The sequence below is a fragment of the Bacillus sp. ISL-35 genome, from assembly GCF_018613355.1.
In the GTDB taxonomy this organism is placed as follows: Bacteria; Bacillota; Bacilli; order Bacillales; family Cytobacillaceae; genus Mesobacillus.
This window is the reverse complement of record NZ_JAGGQK010000018.1, coordinates 21,450-37,801: the sequence shown is the minus strand read 5'-3', so window position 1 is coordinate 37,801 and position 16,352 is coordinate 21,450. Positions and strand designations below refer to the sequence as shown.

Below are 16,352 nucleotides of genomic sequence, written 5' to 3'. Positions count from 1 at the left end.
TTGTCTTGCCAAAGGCATCGCTGGGTAGCTATGTGCGGACGGGATAAGTGCTGAAAGCATCTAAGCATGAAGCCCCCCTCAAGATGAGATTTCCCATAGCGCAAGCTAGTAAGAACCCTGAAAGATGATCAGGTTGATAGGTCAGAGGTGGAAGCGCGGTGACGTGTGGAGCTGACTGATACTAATCGTTCGAGGACTTAACCAAATGATCATTCGATTCTCTTGTATTCTTCTTACACATTATCTAGTTTTGAGGGAATAAAGATTTTTACGAAGTGAAATATCTTTAAAATTTCTCTTGCAAAATGCACTAAAGACAGTATAATAGATATTGTCTTTGAAAAATAGTCTGGTGGCGATGGCGAGAAGGTCACACCCGTTCCCATACCGAACACGGAAGTTAAGCTTCTCAGCGCCGATGGTAGTTGGGGGTTTCCCCCTGTGAGAGTAGGACGCCGCCGGGCAAGATGCATTTTACATCTTGTTTCAAAGATACGGATCGTGTATCCAGGTCGGAGAAATCATTACTATTCCGCAGTAGCTCAGTGGTAGAGCACTCGGCTGTTAACCGAGCGGTCGTAGGTTCGAATCCTACCTGCGGAGCCAATTTGGAGAGCTGTCCGAGAGGTCGAAGGAGCACGATTGGAAATCGTGTAGACGGTCAACGCTGTCTCAAGGGTTCGAATCCCTTGCTCTCCGCCATAGAAACTTAAATAAACGGCCCCTTGGTCAAGCGGTTAAGACACCGCCCTTTCACGGCGGTAACACGGGTTCGAATCCCGTAGGGGTCACCATTCATTTTAATTAATAACTTATTAATGGAGGATTAGCTCAGCTGGGAGAGCATCTGCCTTACAAGCAGAGGGTCGGCGGTTCGATCCCGTCATCCTCCACCATAAATACTAATGATAATACTTTTATCGTCGCGGGGTGGAGCAACGAGCGTTACTTCACTGTATGAACTGCGAGTTGTACCGATCGAGCTGCTACTTGAGTAAGCTTCCTGAGATCGGGACAGTCAATGCTCTCTAAGAGCATAAATTGAATGATATTTTTATTACCGTCGCGGGGTGGAGCAGTCCGGTAGCTCGTCGGGCTCATAACCCGAAGGTCGCAGGTTCAAATCCTGCCCCCGCAATCTGGTCCCGTGGTGTAGCGGTTAACATGCCTGCCTGTCACGCAGGAGATCGCCGGTTCGATCCCGGTCGGGACCGCCATTTTTATAAGCTTCAGGCAACAATATCATAGTAGCTCAGTCGGTAGAGCAAGTTGCTCACATCATCGAAGAAGCTTCTGCGGCAACTTGCGAGAAAGACCGAAGGTCATTCGAGCAAAGGACAAAAGCCTAACAGAATTTAGACAACAATATCATAGTGGCTCAGTAGCTCAGTCGGTAGAGCAAAGGACTGAAAATCCTTGTGTCGGCGGTTCGATTCCGTCCTGAGCCACCATTTAAAATGATCCTGGTTAATCAGGAAATTGAGTAAATGGGTTTTTCAACATCGGAAATGATGTTATAATGGAGGGGTAGCGAAGTGGCTAAACGCGGCGGACTGTAAATCCGCTCCCTCAGGGTTCGGCGGTTCGAATCCGTCCCCCTCCACCATTTATCATAGGGGTATAGTTTAAAGGTAGAACGAAGGTCTCCAAAACCTTTGGTGTGGGTTCGATTCCTACTACCCCTGCCAATTTTATTATGGCGATTGTGGCGAAGTGGTTAACGCATCGGATTGTGGTTCCGACATTCGTGGGTTCGATTCCCATCAGTCGCCCCATTTCAAATCACATATTCAATCAGTATTGAATATAATATATTGGGCTATAGCCAAGCGGTAAGGCATCGCACTTTGACTGCGACATGCGTTGGTTCGAATCCAGCTAGCCCAGCCATTTTTTGCGGAAGTAGTTCAGTGGTAGAATACAACCTTGCCAAGGTTGGGGTCGCGGGTTCGAATCCCGTCTTCCGCTCCAATATAATATGGCGGCATAGCCAAGTGGTAAGGCAAAGGTCTGCAAAACCTTTATTCACCGGTTCAAATCCGGTTGCCGCCTCCACTAATTATTTAGTGGCAATAGCAGTACTTGAAATCTTCATATGCCGGTGTGGCGGAATTGGCAGACGCGCACGACTCAAAATCGTGTTCCTTCTGGAGTGTCGGTTCGACCCCGACCACCGGTACCATCTTTTTTTAAAACAGGATTTCCTGTTTTCTTTATTTTCATAAGATATGTATGCGGGTGTAGTTTAGTGGTAAAACCTCAGCCTTCCAAGCTGATGATGAGGGTTCGATTCCCTTCACCCGCTCCATACATACGTGACTAACGCAGTATATCGTTTCTTGAAAACGACGTGCTGCGTTTTTATTTTATCCGGCAATATTGATGGGGGCGGATCTTTCTTATTCCAAAGGGATAGACTGTCATGGGAATAAAAAAGGGATGCATCAGCATCCCACAAGTCTATATGTACCCGTTCCTCCATGAATCTGGGTGAACATGTTCATAAGTGATTCAGTCATCTTCTCCATGTCTGTTAAAGGGGAAGAAGGCCTTAAATAGACAATCTGCAACGCGTTTCTTGTTTCTTCTGTCACTGCCGTTCTTTCAGAATCGACGAAAGGGCTCCCGAACGGCCCTCTATCGTCCGCAGAAAGGATCAGGTTAGCCAGGTTATTGGTTCTCCCGTTCAGGCCAGCGTACTCTTCATTTTCTTCGCCAATTTTAATCGTGACATTCCCCTTCAGTTTATTACTATCGTAAACTCCAATTGGAATTTGATATTCGAGTGAGAAGAAATTATTCAGATCTATTGCACTATGTAACGATTGAAGATAATTCTGCTTTGAGATCCTTCGGTAGAGGGCTTCGGCAGAGTGTCTATATCGGTTTGGATCCTTTCCCGTTGTTTTGAATATTCCTCGCCACTCTTTGATTCCATCAAGCTCTGTTACGTTTTTTTCCAAAAGGTCAAAGTATATGGATTCCTGGAAGAGCTGCAGTCTGCCTTTCAACATTTGAGGAGATTCTCCTACTTGTATATCCTTATACTCGATCATTCCGATTGTAAATCCGGGAATGAGATCGCATATCGCCCTGGAAACTTGAATTTCCATTGATTCCACCTCCAAATCTGCTTTAAAATAGTTTATCATAAAAGAGATTTGCTTTTAAATTTATCGAATTTAAATATAGATATTAAAATGGAAAGGAGGATTCTATAATGGATACGGCAAGTTTGAAAAAGGAGATCATAGCATACAGCAAAACGATCGGCATCGATAAAATTGGTTTTGCAGCACCATCAACCTTTGAAGAGATGAAGGTCCGGTTATACAGGCAGCAGGAACTTCACTATCAATCCGGGTTTGAAGAAAAGGACATTGAAAAGAGAACGGAGCCTGCACTGATTTTTGACACTCCTAAATCAATCATTTCGATTGCTCTCGCTTATCCTTCAAAAATGAAGACGAAAGTGATCAGCAAGAAGGGAGAAAGGCGTGGAATCTTCTGTCGTGCTTCATGGGGAACTGATTACCATGCGGTCCTGAGGGACAGGCTGAGAAAACTAGAGGAATTCATTGCTTTGAAAGTTCCCGGAGCCCGCTTCAAATCAATGGTCGATACGGGTGAACTGGTTGACAGGGCAGTTGCTGAACGTGCGGGAATCGGCTGGAGCGGGAAAAACTGTTCGATTATCACACCTGAGTTTGGCTCATACGTCTATCTGGGCGAAATGATCACGAATATCCCATTTGAGCCGGACCATCCCATGGAGGACCGCTGTGGCAGCTGCAACAAGTGTGTGGATGTCTGTCCTACAGGTGCGCTGGTACAGGGCGGCCAGCTGGATGCGCAAAAATGTATTGCGTTCGTGACTCAAACTAAGGGTTTTTTAGCAGATGAATTCAGGGAGAAGCTCGGAAACCGTTTATATGGATGTGATACTTGCCAGACTGTGTGCCCTGAAAATAAAGGCAAGGATTTTCATTTCCATATAGAGATGGAACCAGATCCTGAGATTGCGAAACCGCTGCTGAAACCTTTATTGACCATGAGCAACCGTGAGTTCAAAGAAAAGTTCGGACATGTATCCGGATCGTGGCGTGGTAAGAAGCCTATCCAGCGTAATGCGATCATTGCCCTTGCTCATTATAAGGATGATACAGCAGTGCCTGAGTTGATAATGGTCATGAAGGATGATCCAAGACCTGTTCTGAGAGGAACGGCAGCGTGGGCGCTTGGCAAAATTGGCGGACGTGCCGCCTTGGACGCATTGGAGCATGCTTCAATTGTCGAGAAGGATGAAGAGGTATTACAGGAAATCAGTAAAGGCCTGGATTTTTTTAATGAAAAGGAACAGACCGATATGCCAATTTAGGACCGAATGGATTTTAATGAATCCATTCTTTTTTAATGCCTGAAATCCCTTTTACCTTCATAAACATGATAGGTGAAGGGAGAGATGAGTATGCGTGAACAACTGCAGGAGCTGCTGGAACAGCGAGTCCTTCAATGTGTATCCATGCCTCGCAATCAATTGCATGAGTGTCCGGGCATTGAGTTAAAAAAGCAGAGCTTTGCAAACAGGTCTGCTGAAATTGTAAAAGCAAAGGCAGATGGCAGGATCAAGCAAAAATTTGAAGATAAGGAGAATGCCTCTGTTCTATATGATGTTCACTTTCAGTATTTGATCAAGCAAAGAGGTTTATTTTACATGGAAGAGGAAGTGGAAAAGAGGCGAGCAGAATTTTATAAAGGTATCCTGGTAAAGGACGAGAAGTTGAATGAAATTGAACCTGCGGAGAAAATTGAGGAAGAGCTGCCTGCCTTTTCGCATGAGACGGACGGACAGGAGAGGAAAGGCTTCCGATATGACAGGTTAAAGGCGGTCCAGTATGCTGAACGCTGGTGGAATGACTATAATCCCGCATATAAGAAGTTTGAAGTGGATTGTACCAATTATATATCGCAATGTCTGCATGTTGGCGGGGCACCGATGCGCGGCTATCCAAACCGAAGCAATGGCTGGTGGATGCAAAGTAATAATTGGAGCTTCAGCTGGTCGGTCGCAAATGCGTTGCGCTGGCATATTCCTGGTTCAAAGTTTGGGTTAAGGGGAAGAGAGGTGGGCAGTGCAGAAAAGCTGAAGCTCGGCGATGTGATCTGTTACGATTTCCAGGGGGATGGACGGTTTGACCATACGACCATTGTAACCGGACATGATGGGGACGGAATGCCGCTTGTCAACGCCCATACGTATAACAGTCGGATGAGGTACTGGGCATATGAAGATTCAACTGCCTATACCCCGAACATAAAGTATAAGTTCCTGACGATTACTGATGACCGTGATGAATGAATGTCGGGGCCATTTCTTTTGCTGTGAGGGAGTGTAATGGTATAATAGCTGTAGTTTTGATTAGAGGTGAAAGTCATGGCATTGCATGTTGTATTATACCAGCCGCTCATTCCAGCAAACACTGGCAATATTGCGCGCACATGCGCTGGTACCGACACCGAGCTTCACTTGATCAGGCCATTGGGGTTTTCAACGGATGATAAGATGCTGAAGCGTGCCGGGTTGGATTATTGGGAACACGTAAAAATCCATTACTATGATTCGCTGGATGATTTTTATCAGCAGAACGAGGGTGGAGAATTCTTTTATGTGACCAAATTTGGCAAGAAGGCGCATTCTGCTTTCGATTATAGTGCAACCGATCAGGAGTACTTCTTTATTTTCGGCCGGGAGACAACCGGACTTCCTTCAGAAGTGATTGAAAACAATATGGATAGATGCCTTCGGCTGCCTATGAATGAAAATATTCGTTCGTTAAACTTGTCCAATACAGCCGCTATCCTGATTTATGAGGCATTAAGGCAGCAGGATTATCGCGATTTGCGCAAAAATTAGGAGGCCTTTTCAGGTCTCCTTTTTGGCATTACCATCATATTGAAGGAGCTGAGAGAAGAATGAACAAGGTAATCGAAACCATTTTAAACCATCGCTCGGTAAGGAGCTTTAAAAATCAGGTGCTGGACCGTGAACAGATAGAAGCGATTGTAAAAAGCGCACAGGCAGCTTCTACCTCGAGCTTCATCCAGGCGTATTCGATTATTGGCGTAACGGACCAGGAAAAGAAGGACAAGCTGTCTGAAATTGCCGGGAATCAGGCATATGTCGCAGCTAATGGCCATTTTTTCGTGTTTTGTGCGGATCTTTACCGTCATAAGGTCTTAGCCGGGATGGAGAATGCCGATTTAAATGACTCAATTGAGAGTACGGAGAAATTCATGGTTGCATTGATTGATGCAGCACTGGCCGCGCAGAATGCTGCAATTGCTGCTGAATCAATGGGTCTTGGTATTTGCTATATCGGAGGAATCCGCAATGACCTGGAAGCGGTAAAGGAAGTTTTGAAGACGCCTGAACATGTGATTCCTCTGTTTGGCATGGCAGTAGGCTATCCTGATCAGGAGACGGATTTAAAGCCTCGTCTGGCAATGGAACATGTCTATATGGAAAATGAGTATCAGCAGGACCAGAGCTTGTTTGAGAAGCAGCTGCAGGATTATAATGAAACGACCTCGCAATACTACCGTGAAAGAACGGGAGGGAAACGTGAGGACACCTGGACCGGCCAAATGGCCAAGATGCTAGGTCGTAAATCGCGGATGTATATGAAGGAGTTTGTAGAAAAACAGAATTTAAATAAAAAATAAGGCTCTTTTCTCAAACTTTGTTGCTATTGAAACAAAATTGGATTGAATTAGCTGTAATTCTTCGTAAAAGTAGACGCTTTATATGAGAAAAGAGCATTCAAACTATATACCGACCGCTAAAATAGGTATATATTACGTTAAAATCGGCTTTAGGATTTTAACAACAATCTTTACGAAAACAGCCAAAAATAATGATAAAAAAGCTGCCAATCGGCAGCTTTTTATTTTTTGGTGATCCCCGGCTTATCATCGTAACCTGAAGTGAAGATTGCAGATAAGAATGCAACTGTGACGCCCAGAATTAGAATTAGTTTCATGTATGTAAGCCTCCCTTTTATTCGATTTTGTCCATATAAAAATTATTATAGCCTATTATCTCCGAACTGTGAAGGAGATGCCTCTATTTTTGCACGGAGAATTAAAAAGGACAATCAGGACAGCCCAACGAATACGCATGTTCAAATTGTTTGCTGCATAGAATTTATTAATCGTCTCTTGATAACGCTACATGGGGAGGTCCATATGGATATTTTAAAAAAGATTGAAATGTATCGCCAGGATGAAGAGAAGCTGAAGTGGGAAGGGACGTTCAGGGAATATCTTGAAATTGTGAAGGAACAGCCATGGGTTGCTCAATCGGCACATTCGCGTGTATATAATATGATCAAAGACGCAGGAATTGAAAGCGACAAAGGCAAAAAAAGGTATTCCTTCTTTAGTTCCCAATTATTTGGCCTTGAGGAAGCATTGGAGAGGCTTGTCGAAGAGTATTTCCATCCAGCGGCTAAAAGGCTGGATGTCAGGAAACGGATCCTGCTGTTGATGGGACCGGTGAGCGGTGGAAAATCCACCCTGGTCACAATGCTGAAAAGAGGATTAGAAGCATACTCACATACTGACAGAGGGGCGATATACGCCATTAAGGGATGCCCTATGCATGAAGATCCGCTGCATATGATTCCGCATCATCTCCGCAAGGATTTTTATGATGAATATGGTATCAGGATTGAAGGCAATCTGTCGCCGCTTAATATGATGAGGCTTGAACAGGAATATGGCGGCAGGATAGAAGATGTTATTATCGAGAGAGTCTTCTTCTCAGAGGACAAAAGAACCGGGATTGGCACATTCAGCCCATCTGACCCAAAATCGCAGGATATCGCGGATTTAACCGGAAGCATTGATTTCTCCACGATTGCCGAGTACGGTTCAGAATCCGATCCGAGGGCATATCGCTTTGATGGTGAACTGAATAAAGCGAACCGGGGGATGATGGAGTTCCAGGAAATGCTGAAGTGTGACGAGAAATTCCTCTGGCATTTGCTGAGCCTGACACAGGAAGGCAATTTTAAAGCGGGAAGATTCGCCTTGATCAGTGCGGATGAACTGATTGTTGCCCATACGAATGAAACAGAGTACCGTTCATTCATTTCAAATAAAAAGAACGAAGCACTGCATTCACGTATAATCGTGATGCCGATACCTTACAACTTGAAAGTGTCTGAAGAAGAGAAAATTTATGACAAGATGATCAGGGAAAGCGATGTAAATGATGTCCATATCGCACCGCATACACTTAGGGTGGCTGCAATGTTCACAATCCTTACGCGCCTGAAGGATCCGAAAAAAGGTGATATTGACCTGATCAAGAAGATGCGGCTGTACGATGGTGAAAGTGTAGAGGGTTATAACCGGGCCGATGTTGAGGAATTGAAGAAAGAGCATCAGGATGAAGGAATGAGCGGGATTGACCCTCGCTATGTCATCAACCGGATTTCTTCCACAATAATCAGGAAGGAAGTTAAAACGATCAATGCACTTGATGTTTTACGGTCATTGAAAGAGGGACTTGACCAGCACCCTTCGATCACTGCAGAAACAAGAGAGCGTTATTTGAACTATATATCTCTTGCCCGTAAAGAGTATGATGATATCGCCAAGAAGGAAGTCCAAAAGGCATTCGTGTATTCATACGAAGAATCAGCTAAAACCCTTATGGATAATTACCTTGATAATGTTGAGGCATATTGCAATAAGGCGAAGATGCGTGATCAGCTGACTGGAGAGGAAATTAATCCGGATGAAAAGCTGATGCGCTCGATTGAAGAGCAGATTGGCATTTCCGAAAATGCGAAAAAAGCGTTCCGCGAAGAGATTTTAATCAGAATTTCTGCTTATGCGCGCAAAGGCAAGAGGTTTGACTACAATTCGCATGACCGCCTGCGTGAAGCGATCCAGAAAAAGCTTTTTGCTGATCTGAAGGATGTTGTGAAGATTACGACTTCAACGAAGACTCCTGATGAGACGCAACTGAAGAAAATCAATAATGTTGTCGCAAGGCTGATTGATGAGCATGGCTACAACTCCACTTCCGCAAACGAATTGCTGCGGTATGTTGGAAGCTTGTTAAATAGATAGCCAGCGAGGACCTGCAGATTGCAGGTCCTTTTCAGCTTGTGGTACAAGAGTTTATTTAGATTCCATAGAGGGAATAGTACAGGCAAGAGGTGATAATGATGGCAAAAGAAGAATTACCAAAAGACTTACCAAGAAACTATGTCCCGAAAAACAGTTCCATGGCGCGTAATGAAGATGAAATCGAAAATCTGGGCAAGCAAATGGAACATCGCCGCAGTGGCGAAGTTTTAAAAGAGGAATATGATAAAGTACCAGACCCAATTCAATTTGATAAAGCGAATGAAAAGAAATAACCTTTGCCGATTATGCAAAGGTTATTTTTTTGCCCGAAAAGGGGGCCTGAGTTATTGCGAAAAAAAAGATGGTGTGTACAGCCTAATTTCAAGCACTATAAATAGATTCAACTTGTAAAATGGGCTTGTCCTGCACTAGGAGAAAGAAGTAATTGTCAAAATTATTTGTAAATTATTTTGTCTTCTTGCATAAGATAGAGTAATTACATCTCCCCTGTGGTTAACGGCCATCGGGATATTGTATGAAAGTAGATTGTATTATGTTACTCAAAATGAAAATTTCAAAGGAGGGGTTGAAAATGACCGATGAAAGCAGTCACCAGTTTGTGATTTCCCAGGAAGATTGGTCCCTCCACCGCAAAGGACATGATGACCAGCAGCGCCATCAGGAAAAGGTGCAGGAAGCTATTAAGAGCAATCTGCCTGATTTGATCACAGAAGAGAATATTATCATGTCCAACGGCAGGGATGTCGTAAAGATTCCGATAAGGTCACTGGATGAGTACAAAATCCGTTATAACTATGATAAGAACAAACATGTAGGCCAGGGCAATGGAGATTCAAAGATTGGGGATGTTGTCGCCCGTGATGGCTCAGGCCAGCAGCAGGGACCAGGGAAAGGCCAGGGTGCAGGAGACCAGGCTGGTGAAGATTATTATGAAGCAGAAGTGTCAATGATGGAAATTGAGGAGGCCCTATTCAAAGAACTGGAGCTTCCAAATCTCAAGAAGAAGGAAGAACAGGAGCATCTCGTCGAAAACATCGAATTCAATGACATCAGGAAAACAGGGCTCATGGGGAATATTGATAAAAAGCGCACAATGATGTCAGCTTATAAACGAAATGCGATGACCGGAAAGCCAGCCTTCCATCCAATCTACAAGGAGGACCTGAAGTTCAAGACCTGGAATGAGGTTGTGAAGCCAGACTCAAAGGCTGTTGTGCTGGCGATGATGGATACAAGCGGCAGTATGGGACTTTGGGAGAAATATATGGCGAGGAGCTTCTTCTTCTGGATGACCCGTTTCCTTCGATCTAAATATGAAACGGTCGAAATTGAATTCATCGCCCATCATACCGAAGCAAAGGTCGTATCCGAGGAAGACTTTTTCTCAAAAGGGGAAAGCGGCGGTACCATTTGTTCTTCCGCCTATCGAAAAGCTTTAGAACTTATTGATTTGAAATACAATCCGAGCAAGTTTAATATTTACCCATTCCACTTTTCCGATGGTGATAACCTGACCTCCGACAATGCCCGCTGTGTGAAATTAGTTGAAGAACTGATTAAGGTCTCCAATATGTTCGGCTATGGAGAAGTCAATCAGTACAACCGCCACTCGACCCTAATGTCCGCGTATAAAAACATTAAAGATGAACATTTCAGATACTATATCCTCAAGCAAAAAGCCGATGTATTCCATGCCATGAAGAGCTTTTTCCAAAAAGAAGAAAATAAAATGTATGCTTAAACAAAAATCGGCAGGGTAGAATCCCTGCCGATTTTTCCTATTATCCTCTTAAACTGCTACTTTTGAATGCCTATTGCCTGGCTGCCCATTTGAATCCAGGCTTGTTCAAATGCTTTGCGTGAAACAGGCTTATAACCCGAAATATCAAGTGGATCGTTGATGTATAAGTAATTTTCATCATAGCCGACGATTAATACACTGTGTTCTCTGTACGTGATCTTGACATCCCCGGTATTGGTTTTCCACGTAGTGAACTCGGATTCTGGCAGTGGAGCAAACGTCGAATTGATAATCACCCAGACCGGCGAACCGCTGTCAAGCAGGTCAGTTACTGCCTTAAAGGGCTGTCCAGTGACATCCTTGACCTTGCCAGGAAGGAAATTTTCTGCAAGGTTGGCGACTGGTCCATGATATACACCGTAACCAGATTTGCTGAATGTATAGATATCGCCAACAAATCCATCATAAGGGTTGCTTCTGACGTAATTCGCGTCGCGAAATGGAATTTTATGTATTTTTTTTGCTAAAGTCATCTTATCCGCTGCAATCCCTTCGTATTGCAGCAGCATGGACAGACTGGTTACTTCACACCCTCGCTGCAATTCGGGGAGCTGGCTGACATGTGGAACCCCGTCGATGATTATTTTCTTTTCCCTATTCGTAAAATCTTTAAGAAGATTTTTGTCTTCAATATTCTTATTCACAAGATGAGCTTTCGTCCTGGTAATTTTGGGTGCTTCTTCAGCTCTGGCCTCTGCTGTAGGGTTTTCAACCGATCGTATTTTCTCGGCACCAAGGAAAGTGACAAGGAAAATGGCTCCTATTGATAATGTCCTGAAAAAAATTTTTTTATTCAAAATATCGTCTCCTTACAACATCTCTATATCAATCTTATACAAGTTTCGACATTGATTCAATAGACTAATAGATTGTTAATTGGATAATGGATGGGAAATATAAAAATGTTGCTTCAGAAAGAAATAAAAATTTCTGTTTTCAGACAGGTGAAATTGGAAATACATAAAAGGAATTTAAAAGACTTTTAAAAAGGTCTTATTAGTCTACATTTTATTGGATGTGCCAGGGCATACTAACTCTGTTATGAGTCAATCTTTTTTAAATAGCATTAAAATATGTTAGGGTATTAAGGTGTCATTTTAAAGAAGGGAGTTTTATGATGAAAAAGGATTCATCTGTTTTTTTCATATCGACCGGGATTTTGCTTCTGATGGTCCTGTTCGGTGTGTTCGTACCAGATAAGCTTGAATCACTCACAGCCAATATACAGGCTTTCATCACTGATTCTTTGGGTTGGTATTATTTAATCCTTGTATCTTTGATCGTTATTGTTTGTCTCTATTTCCTCATCAGTCCATTGGGGAAAATCAGATTAGGCAGACAGGATGACCGTCCAGAGTTCTCGACGCCGACTTGGTATGCAATGCTGTTCAGTGCCGGGATGGGGATCGGGCTGGTTTTCTGGGGAACGGCTGAACCAATCAGCCACTTTATGGTATCTACACCGACCGGGTCTGAACCAGGGTCCAATCAGGCAATCCGAGATTCAATGAGATTCACCTTTTTCCATTGGGGGATCCATGCCTGGGCCATTTATGGAATTGTCGCTTTAGTTCTTGCTTATTTCAATTTCCGCCATGGAAAACCTGGACTGATCAGTGCCACGCTCGGACCGATTTTAGGTGACCGGACTGAAGGAGTCGCAGGAAAAGTAGTCGATGTTATTTCCGTTGTAGCGACGGTAATCGGTGTAGCAACAACTTTAGGATTTGGAGCTGTACAAATTAACGGGGGACTTTCTTACCTGTTTGGAATTCCTACTAGTTTCTTGACTCAATTACTAATAGTCCTGATCGTCACAGTTTTATTTATGATTTCAGCATGGTCAGGATTAGGAAAAGGGATTAAGATCCTAAGCAATGTTAATATGCTTTTGGCAGGTCTATTGCTGTTAGCCATGCTGATTCTTGGACCAACGCAATTTATCCTTAATTTATTCACCAATACTATTGGTACATATCTTCAGAACCTTCCTTCAATGAGCTTCCGTATTTCGCCGCTTAATGAAGATGTGCGTTCATGGATAAACGGCTGGACCATATTCTATTGGGCTTGGTGGATTGCATGGGCACCATTTGTAGGGATTTTTATAGCTCGAGTTTCTAAAGGCCGTACGATAAGGGAGTTTGTGTTCGGTGTCCTTCTTGTACCATCCCTGATCGGCTTTTTGTGGTTTTCGGCATTTGGAGGGGCTGCGATTACCCTAGAACATGAGGGAATTGCAAAAATTTCCGAGCTGGCGACTGAAGAAGCACTATTTGGCGTATTCGCAAATTATCCAATGAGTTCATTGATGTCTATTCTGGCAATGATCCTCATCGGAACGTTCTTCATCACTTCAGCGGATTCAGGGACATTCGTTTTAGGCATGATGACGACGAACGGGTCACTGACACCAGGCAATCGGATTAAATTCACATGGGGAATCATGCTTGCGGCCATTTCCCTGGTACTGCTGTACTCTGGCGGGTTGCAGGCACTGCAGAATACAATGATTGTCGCTGCGTTGCCATTCTCTGTCATCATGGCAATGATGGCCTTCAGCTTAATCAAAGCATTAAGTAAAGAGGCAAGAGAGCTTGGAATCGGGAAAATACCGAAGCGAAAACAGTAATTGATCAAGACTCTTGGCACGATAGAATAGGAAAATCAATTTTAAAAAGGTATCCTTCCAATATGAGAAGGATGCCTTTTTTGTGTTTCAATAGCGTTAATTGATTAAAATGTTCAAAAAAGATAATCATATGTAAAGATATGGAGATTTATGAACATTTTGTTCTTTTTAAAATTGTAAATGTTTTCATTTGGTTTTTTTGCTAAAATGAAGGTATTGAATTTATGTCATTTCCAAAGGTGATCAGGATGGAAAAAGAAAAATTACTGAAGATAATCGAGGCAGCAAAACTATATTACCTTCTGGATTATAACCAGAATGATATTGCGAAAGAGTTGGGAGTATCACGGCCGACAGTGTCGAGGTTCCTTCAGATAGCGAAGCAGGAGGGCATTGTCGATATCAAGATCATGGATCCGACTGAAGATGTAGAAAATCTGTCATTGAAGCTTGAACAGAAGTTTGGGCTCAAGAAGGCGATTGTTACCCATATTCCGCAATATGAGGACAGTGTCATCAAAACCTATCTTGGAGAGAAAGCAGCATCCTTTCTGAATGAAGTGGTCGAGCATGATGATATCATCGGTGTTACGTGGGGAACGACGCTGTATCACGTGGCACTGGAACTGAAACAAAAGCCGTGCAAGAATGTCAAGGTAGTCCAGCTGAAAGGCGGAGTCAGCCATTCTGAAACAAATACGTATGCAAATGAAATCCTGTATTTGTTCGGCAAGGCTTTCAACAGTGCACCGCATCACCTGCCGCTTCCGGCAATCGTCGACCATGTCGTGGTGAAGCAGGCAATGGAGGCGGACAGGCATATCAAAAAAATCCTCGAAATGGGGAAGCAATCCAACATCGCTGTCTATACAATCGGGCCGATCAAATCTGAATCACTATTGTTCCAGTTAGGCTATTTTACAGAAGAAGACCTGCAAGTCATCTATTCGAAGGCCGTAGGGGATATTTGTTCCCGATTCTTCGACAAGGACGGAAAGGTTTGCAACGAAAATCTCAACGCGCGAACATTGGGGATCGAGCTGGAAGAATTAAAGAAGAAAAAGTATTCTATTTTAGTGGCAGGCGGAGCTCATAAAATAGAGGGTATTTATGGTGCTTTAAAAGGGAATTATACAAATGTGCTCGTAACAGACCAGTTCACAGCGAAGTTCCTATTGGATAAGTAAAAGTTTAAACGTTGTATTTATTGAGAAAAGCCATAAGGAACAAACAAATACCCGGTAGGTTTTCAGCCTTGCGGGTATTTTTGTCGAAAAAATGAAAAGGGATTATTTTCATTTTACATTTGTTCAAAAACGTATTTACAAAAGTTCTTTAGTTCTGATATATTTGCTATAGAAAGTCTGAGTTAAACAATTGTAAACGTTTTAGTGAAATTTTTTTCGAATTATTTGTAAACGGTAACAAAATAACACAACAAGAGGTGGGTCACAATGAATATCTTATGGGGTCTGATGGGAATAGCAGTTGTTCTGGGAATTGCATTCATTTTCTCAAATAACAAGAAATCCATCAATTTGCGCACCATCCTTGGTGGATTGGCAATCCAATTCATCTTCGCTTTCGCTGTACTGAAGTGGGAAACAGGAAAGCTATTATTGAAAAAACTCTCACTTGGTGTCAATGAAATCGTAAACTATACAGACGCTGGTGTGCAGTTCCTGTTCGGCGGATTGTTCCAGGCTGAAAATATTGGCTTTGTATTCGCTTTTCAAGTATTAACAGTCGTTATTTTCTTCTCTTCTTTGATTTCTGTTCTTTACTATCTGGGAATCATGCAATTCATCATCAAGTTCCTGGGCGGAGGACTTTCTAAATTACTGGGAACAAGCAAAGCTGAATCACTTTCAGCAGCAGCAAACATTTTTGTTGGACAGACTGAGGCACCACTTGTCATTAAGCCGTATATTGCTAAAATGACTCAATCTGAACTTTTTGCAGTAATGGTAGGTGGACTAGCTTCCGTTGCGGGCTCTGTTTTAATTGGTTATTCTTTATTGGGTGTTCCTTTGGAATACTTGCTTGCAGCAAGTTTCATGGCTGCTCCGGCAGGTTTGGTACTGGCTAAAATCATGATTCCGGAAACAGAGAAATCTGAAACATCGGATGAGCTGAGGATGGAAAAAGACACAGAATCAGCGAACGTAATCGATGCCGCGGCCAGAGGTGCGAGTACAGGTCTTCAATTAGCTTTGAATATCGGTGCAATGTTGCTTGCGTTCATCGCATTGATTGCATTAATCAACGGTATTATTGGATTCTTCGGAGGATTCTTCGGTGCTGATAATCTAACACTTGAAACGATCCTTGGATATGTATTTGCTCCGCTTGCTTTCGCTATTGGTGTTCCTTGGGATGAAGCAGTTAAAGCTGGCGGATTCATTGGACAAAAATTAATCTTGAATGAATTTGTAGCTTATTCATCATTTGCGCCGCAAATCGATCAATTATCTGCTAAAACAGTAGCAATCATCAGTTTCGCGCTATGTGGATTCGCAAACGTATCTTCTATGGGAATCCTGCTTGGCGGACTTGGAAGCCTTGCCCCAAATCGCCGTGCTGACATCGCGAAAATGGGTGTACGATCAATCATTGCTGGTATGCTTGCGTCATTATTGAGTGCAGCAATGGCAGGTATGTTGTTATAATAAATGACTGAAAAGAGAGGGACCTGGTCCTTCTCTTTTTTTGCTTTGAGTTATAATAGAAGAAAACCGAACGGAAAGCTGTGATGAT

The 16,352-nt window shown here is 43.1% G+C and carries 12 protein-coding genes, 15 tRNA genes and 2 rRNA genes; 27 read left to right on the top strand and 2 right to left on the bottom strand.

All coding sequences use genetic code 11. The features are described from left to right. From J7E38_RS19980 to J7E38_RS19900, 17 genes are all read left to right on the top strand, one after another. Window positions 1-205 (top strand): 23S ribosomal RNA (locus J7E38_RS19980); the annotation flags it as partial. 143 nt (window positions 206-348) lie between these two features. Then, window positions 349-464: ribosomal RNA gene (rrf, locus tag J7E38_RS19975) — 5S ribosomal RNA — on the top strand. 67 nt (window positions 465-531) lie between these two features. Next, a tRNA-Asn gene (locus J7E38_RS19970) sits at window positions 532-606 on the top strand. 4 nt (window positions 607-610) lie between these two features. Further along, window positions 611-702 (top strand) — tRNA-Ser (locus J7E38_RS19965). A 17-nt stretch (window positions 703-719) separates the two neighbouring features. Continuing rightward, window positions 720-794, top strand: a tRNA-Glu gene (locus tag J7E38_RS19960). Window positions 795-820: 26 nt separating this feature from the next. After that, window positions 821-896, top strand: a tRNA-Val gene (locus J7E38_RS19955). A 168-nt stretch (window positions 897-1,064) separates the two neighbouring features. Then, window positions 1,065-1,138: transfer RNA gene (locus J7E38_RS19950), tRNA-Met, on the top strand. Window positions 1,139-1,141: 3 nt separating this feature from the next. Beyond that, a tRNA-Asp gene (locus J7E38_RS19945) sits at window positions 1,142-1,217 on the top strand. 158 nt (window positions 1,218-1,375) lie between these two features. Next, window positions 1,376-1,451: transfer RNA gene (locus J7E38_RS19940), tRNA-Phe, on the top strand. A 70-nt stretch (window positions 1,452-1,521) separates the two neighbouring features. Further along, window positions 1,522-1,606: transfer RNA gene (locus J7E38_RS19935), tRNA-Tyr, on the top strand. A gap of 8 nt (window positions 1,607-1,614) precedes the next feature. Next, window positions 1,615-1,688 (top strand) — tRNA-Trp (locus J7E38_RS19930). Between the two features lie 11 nt (window positions 1,689-1,699). Further along, window positions 1,700-1,775 (top strand) — tRNA-His (locus tag J7E38_RS19925). Window positions 1,776-1,815: 40 nt separating this feature from the next. After that, window positions 1,816-1,890: transfer RNA gene (locus J7E38_RS19920), tRNA-Gln, on the top strand. A 6-nt stretch (window positions 1,891-1,896) separates the two neighbouring features. Further along, window positions 1,897-1,971, top strand: a tRNA-Gly gene (locus tag J7E38_RS19915). A 9-nt stretch (window positions 1,972-1,980) separates the two neighbouring features. Continuing rightward, window positions 1,981-2,055: transfer RNA gene (locus J7E38_RS19910), tRNA-Cys, on the top strand. Between the two features lie 42 nt (window positions 2,056-2,097). Next, window positions 2,098-2,182, top strand: a tRNA-Leu gene (locus J7E38_RS19905). A 52-nt stretch (window positions 2,183-2,234) separates the two neighbouring features. Beyond that, window positions 2,235-2,308 (top strand) — tRNA-Gly (locus J7E38_RS19900). A 136-nt stretch (window positions 2,309-2,444) separates the two neighbouring features. Here the strand turns inward: J7E38_RS19900 and J7E38_RS19895 are convergent. Then, window positions 2,445-3,113, bottom strand: coding sequence for a B3/B4 domain-containing protein (locus J7E38_RS19895; RefSeq protein WP_214709633.1), 669 nt, complete (start codon window positions 3,111-3,113; stop codon window positions 2,445-2,447). Window positions 3,114-3,220: 107 nt separating this feature from the next. Here J7E38_RS19895 and queG point away from each other — a divergent pair, with 107 nt between their 5' ends. From queG to yhbH, 7 genes are all read left to right on the top strand, one after another. After that, complete coding sequence (queG, locus tag J7E38_RS19890; protein WP_214709631.1) at window positions 3,221-4,378, top strand: tRNA epoxyqueuosine(34) reductase QueG; 1,158 nt, start codon at window positions 3,221-3,223, stop codon at window positions 4,376-4,378. A 90-nt stretch (window positions 4,379-4,468) separates the two neighbouring features. Then, window positions 4,469-5,359, top strand: a complete 891-nt coding sequence (locus J7E38_RS19885; RefSeq protein WP_214709629.1) for an amidase domain-containing protein — start codon at window positions 4,469-4,471, stop codon at window positions 5,357-5,359. A 75-nt stretch (window positions 5,360-5,434) separates the two neighbouring features. Further along, entirely contained in the window at window positions 5,435-5,914 is a 480-nt protein-coding gene (trmL, locus tag J7E38_RS19880) for a tRNA (uridine(34)/cytosine(34)/5-carboxymethylaminomethyluridine(34)-2'-O)-methyltransferase TrmL (RefSeq protein ID WP_214709627.1), read from the top strand. A 59-nt stretch (window positions 5,915-5,973) separates the two neighbouring features. Continuing rightward, window positions 5,974-6,723 carry an oxygen-insensitive NADPH nitroreductase gene (gene nfsA, locus J7E38_RS19875; RefSeq protein WP_214709624.1) on the top strand — a complete coding sequence of 250 codons (750 nt, stop codon included), beginning with the start codon at window positions 5,974-5,976 and terminating at the stop codon, window positions 6,721-6,723. A gap of 522 nt (window positions 6,724-7,245) precedes the next feature. Next, complete coding sequence (locus tag J7E38_RS19870) at window positions 7,246-9,141, top strand: PrkA family serine protein kinase (protein ID WP_214709622.1); 1,896 nt, start codon at window positions 7,246-7,248, stop codon at window positions 9,139-9,141. A 98-nt stretch (window positions 9,142-9,239) separates the two neighbouring features. After that, window positions 9,240-9,434 (top strand): hypothetical protein, encoded by a 195-nt coding sequence (locus tag J7E38_RS19865; protein WP_215038859.1) that lies wholly within the window; start codon window positions 9,240-9,242, stop codon window positions 9,432-9,434. Between the two features lie 299 nt (window positions 9,435-9,733). Then, a complete protein-coding gene (gene yhbH, locus J7E38_RS19860; protein ID WP_214709618.1) occupies window positions 9,734-10,903 on the top strand; it encodes a sporulation protein YhbH in 1,170 nt (389 codons plus the stop codon). A 56-nt stretch (window positions 10,904-10,959) separates the two neighbouring features. On the opposite strand, the gene J7E38_RS19855 is transcribed toward yhbH, so the two are convergent. Further along, the gene (locus J7E38_RS19855) at window positions 10,960-11,760 is read right to left on the bottom strand and encodes a C39 family peptidase (RefSeq protein WP_214709616.1); all 801 of its coding nucleotides are present in this window, start codon (window positions 11,758-11,760) and stop codon (window positions 10,960-10,962) included. Window positions 11,761-12,080: 320 nt separating this feature from the next. Between J7E38_RS19855 and J7E38_RS19850 the strand changes: the two genes are divergently transcribed. The 3 genes from J7E38_RS19850 (at window position 12,081) to J7E38_RS19840 (ending at window position 16,264) form a co-directional block, all read left to right on the top strand. Continuing rightward, window positions 12,081-13,595: a glycine betaine uptake BCCT transporter gene (locus tag J7E38_RS19850; RefSeq protein ID WP_215038865.1), complete on the top strand. Its 1,515-nt coding sequence runs from the start codon at window positions 12,081-12,083 to the stop codon at window positions 13,593-13,595. 248 nt (window positions 13,596-13,843) lie between these two features. Continuing rightward, complete coding sequence (locus J7E38_RS19845) at window positions 13,844-14,782, top strand: DNA-binding transcriptional repressor DeoR (protein WP_214709612.1); 939 nt, start codon at window positions 13,844-13,846, stop codon at window positions 14,780-14,782. A 267-nt stretch (window positions 14,783-15,049) separates the two neighbouring features. After that, window positions 15,050-16,264 carry a NupC/NupG family nucleoside CNT transporter gene (locus tag J7E38_RS19840; RefSeq protein WP_214709610.1) on the top strand — a complete coding sequence of 405 codons (1,215 nt, stop codon included), beginning with the start codon at window positions 15,050-15,052 and terminating at the stop codon, window positions 16,262-16,264. Window positions 16,265-16,352: the final 88 nt, after the last annotated feature.

What these genes read in the sequence shown, in the direction of transcription:
- J7E38_RS19840 (WP_214709610.1), top strand. Translation starts at nt 15,050, where the DNA reads ATGAATATCTTATGGGGTCTGATGGGAATAGCAGTTGTTCTGGGAATT.
- J7E38_RS19885 (WP_214709629.1), top strand. Translation starts at nt 4,469, where the DNA reads ATGCGTGAACAACTGCAGGAGCTGCTGGAACAGCGAGTCCTTCAATGT.
- nfsA (WP_214709624.1), top strand. Translation starts at nt 5,974, where the DNA reads ATGAACAAGGTAATCGAAACCATTTTAAACCATCGCTCGGTAAGGAGC.
- J7E38_RS19870 (WP_214709622.1), top strand. Translation starts at nt 7,246, where the DNA reads ATGGATATTTTAAAAAAGATTGAAATGTATCGCCAGGATGAAGAGAAG.
- J7E38_RS19850 (WP_215038865.1), top strand. Translation starts at nt 12,081, where the DNA reads ATGAAAAAGGATTCATCTGTTTTTTTCATATCGACCGGGATTTTGCTT.
- yhbH (WP_214709618.1), top strand. Translation starts at nt 9,734, where the DNA reads ATGACCGATGAAAGCAGTCACCAGTTTGTGATTTCCCAGGAAGATTGG.
- trmL (WP_214709627.1), top strand. Translation starts at nt 5,435, where the DNA reads ATGGCATTGCATGTTGTATTATACCAGCCGCTCATTCCAGCAAACACT.
- J7E38_RS19845 (WP_214709612.1), top strand. Translation starts at nt 13,844, where the DNA reads ATGGAAAAAGAAAAATTACTGAAGATAATCGAGGCAGCAAAACTATAT.
- J7E38_RS19865 (WP_215038859.1), top strand. Translation starts at nt 9,240, where the DNA reads ATGGCAAAAGAAGAATTACCAAAAGACTTACCAAGAAACTATGTCCCG.
- J7E38_RS19895 (WP_214709633.1), bottom strand. Translation starts at nt 3,113, where the DNA reads ATGGAAATTCAAGTTTCCAGGGCGATATGCGATCTCATTCCCGGATTT.
- queG (WP_214709631.1), top strand. Translation starts at nt 3,221, where the DNA reads ATGGATACGGCAAGTTTGAAAAAGGAGATCATAGCATACAGCAAAACG.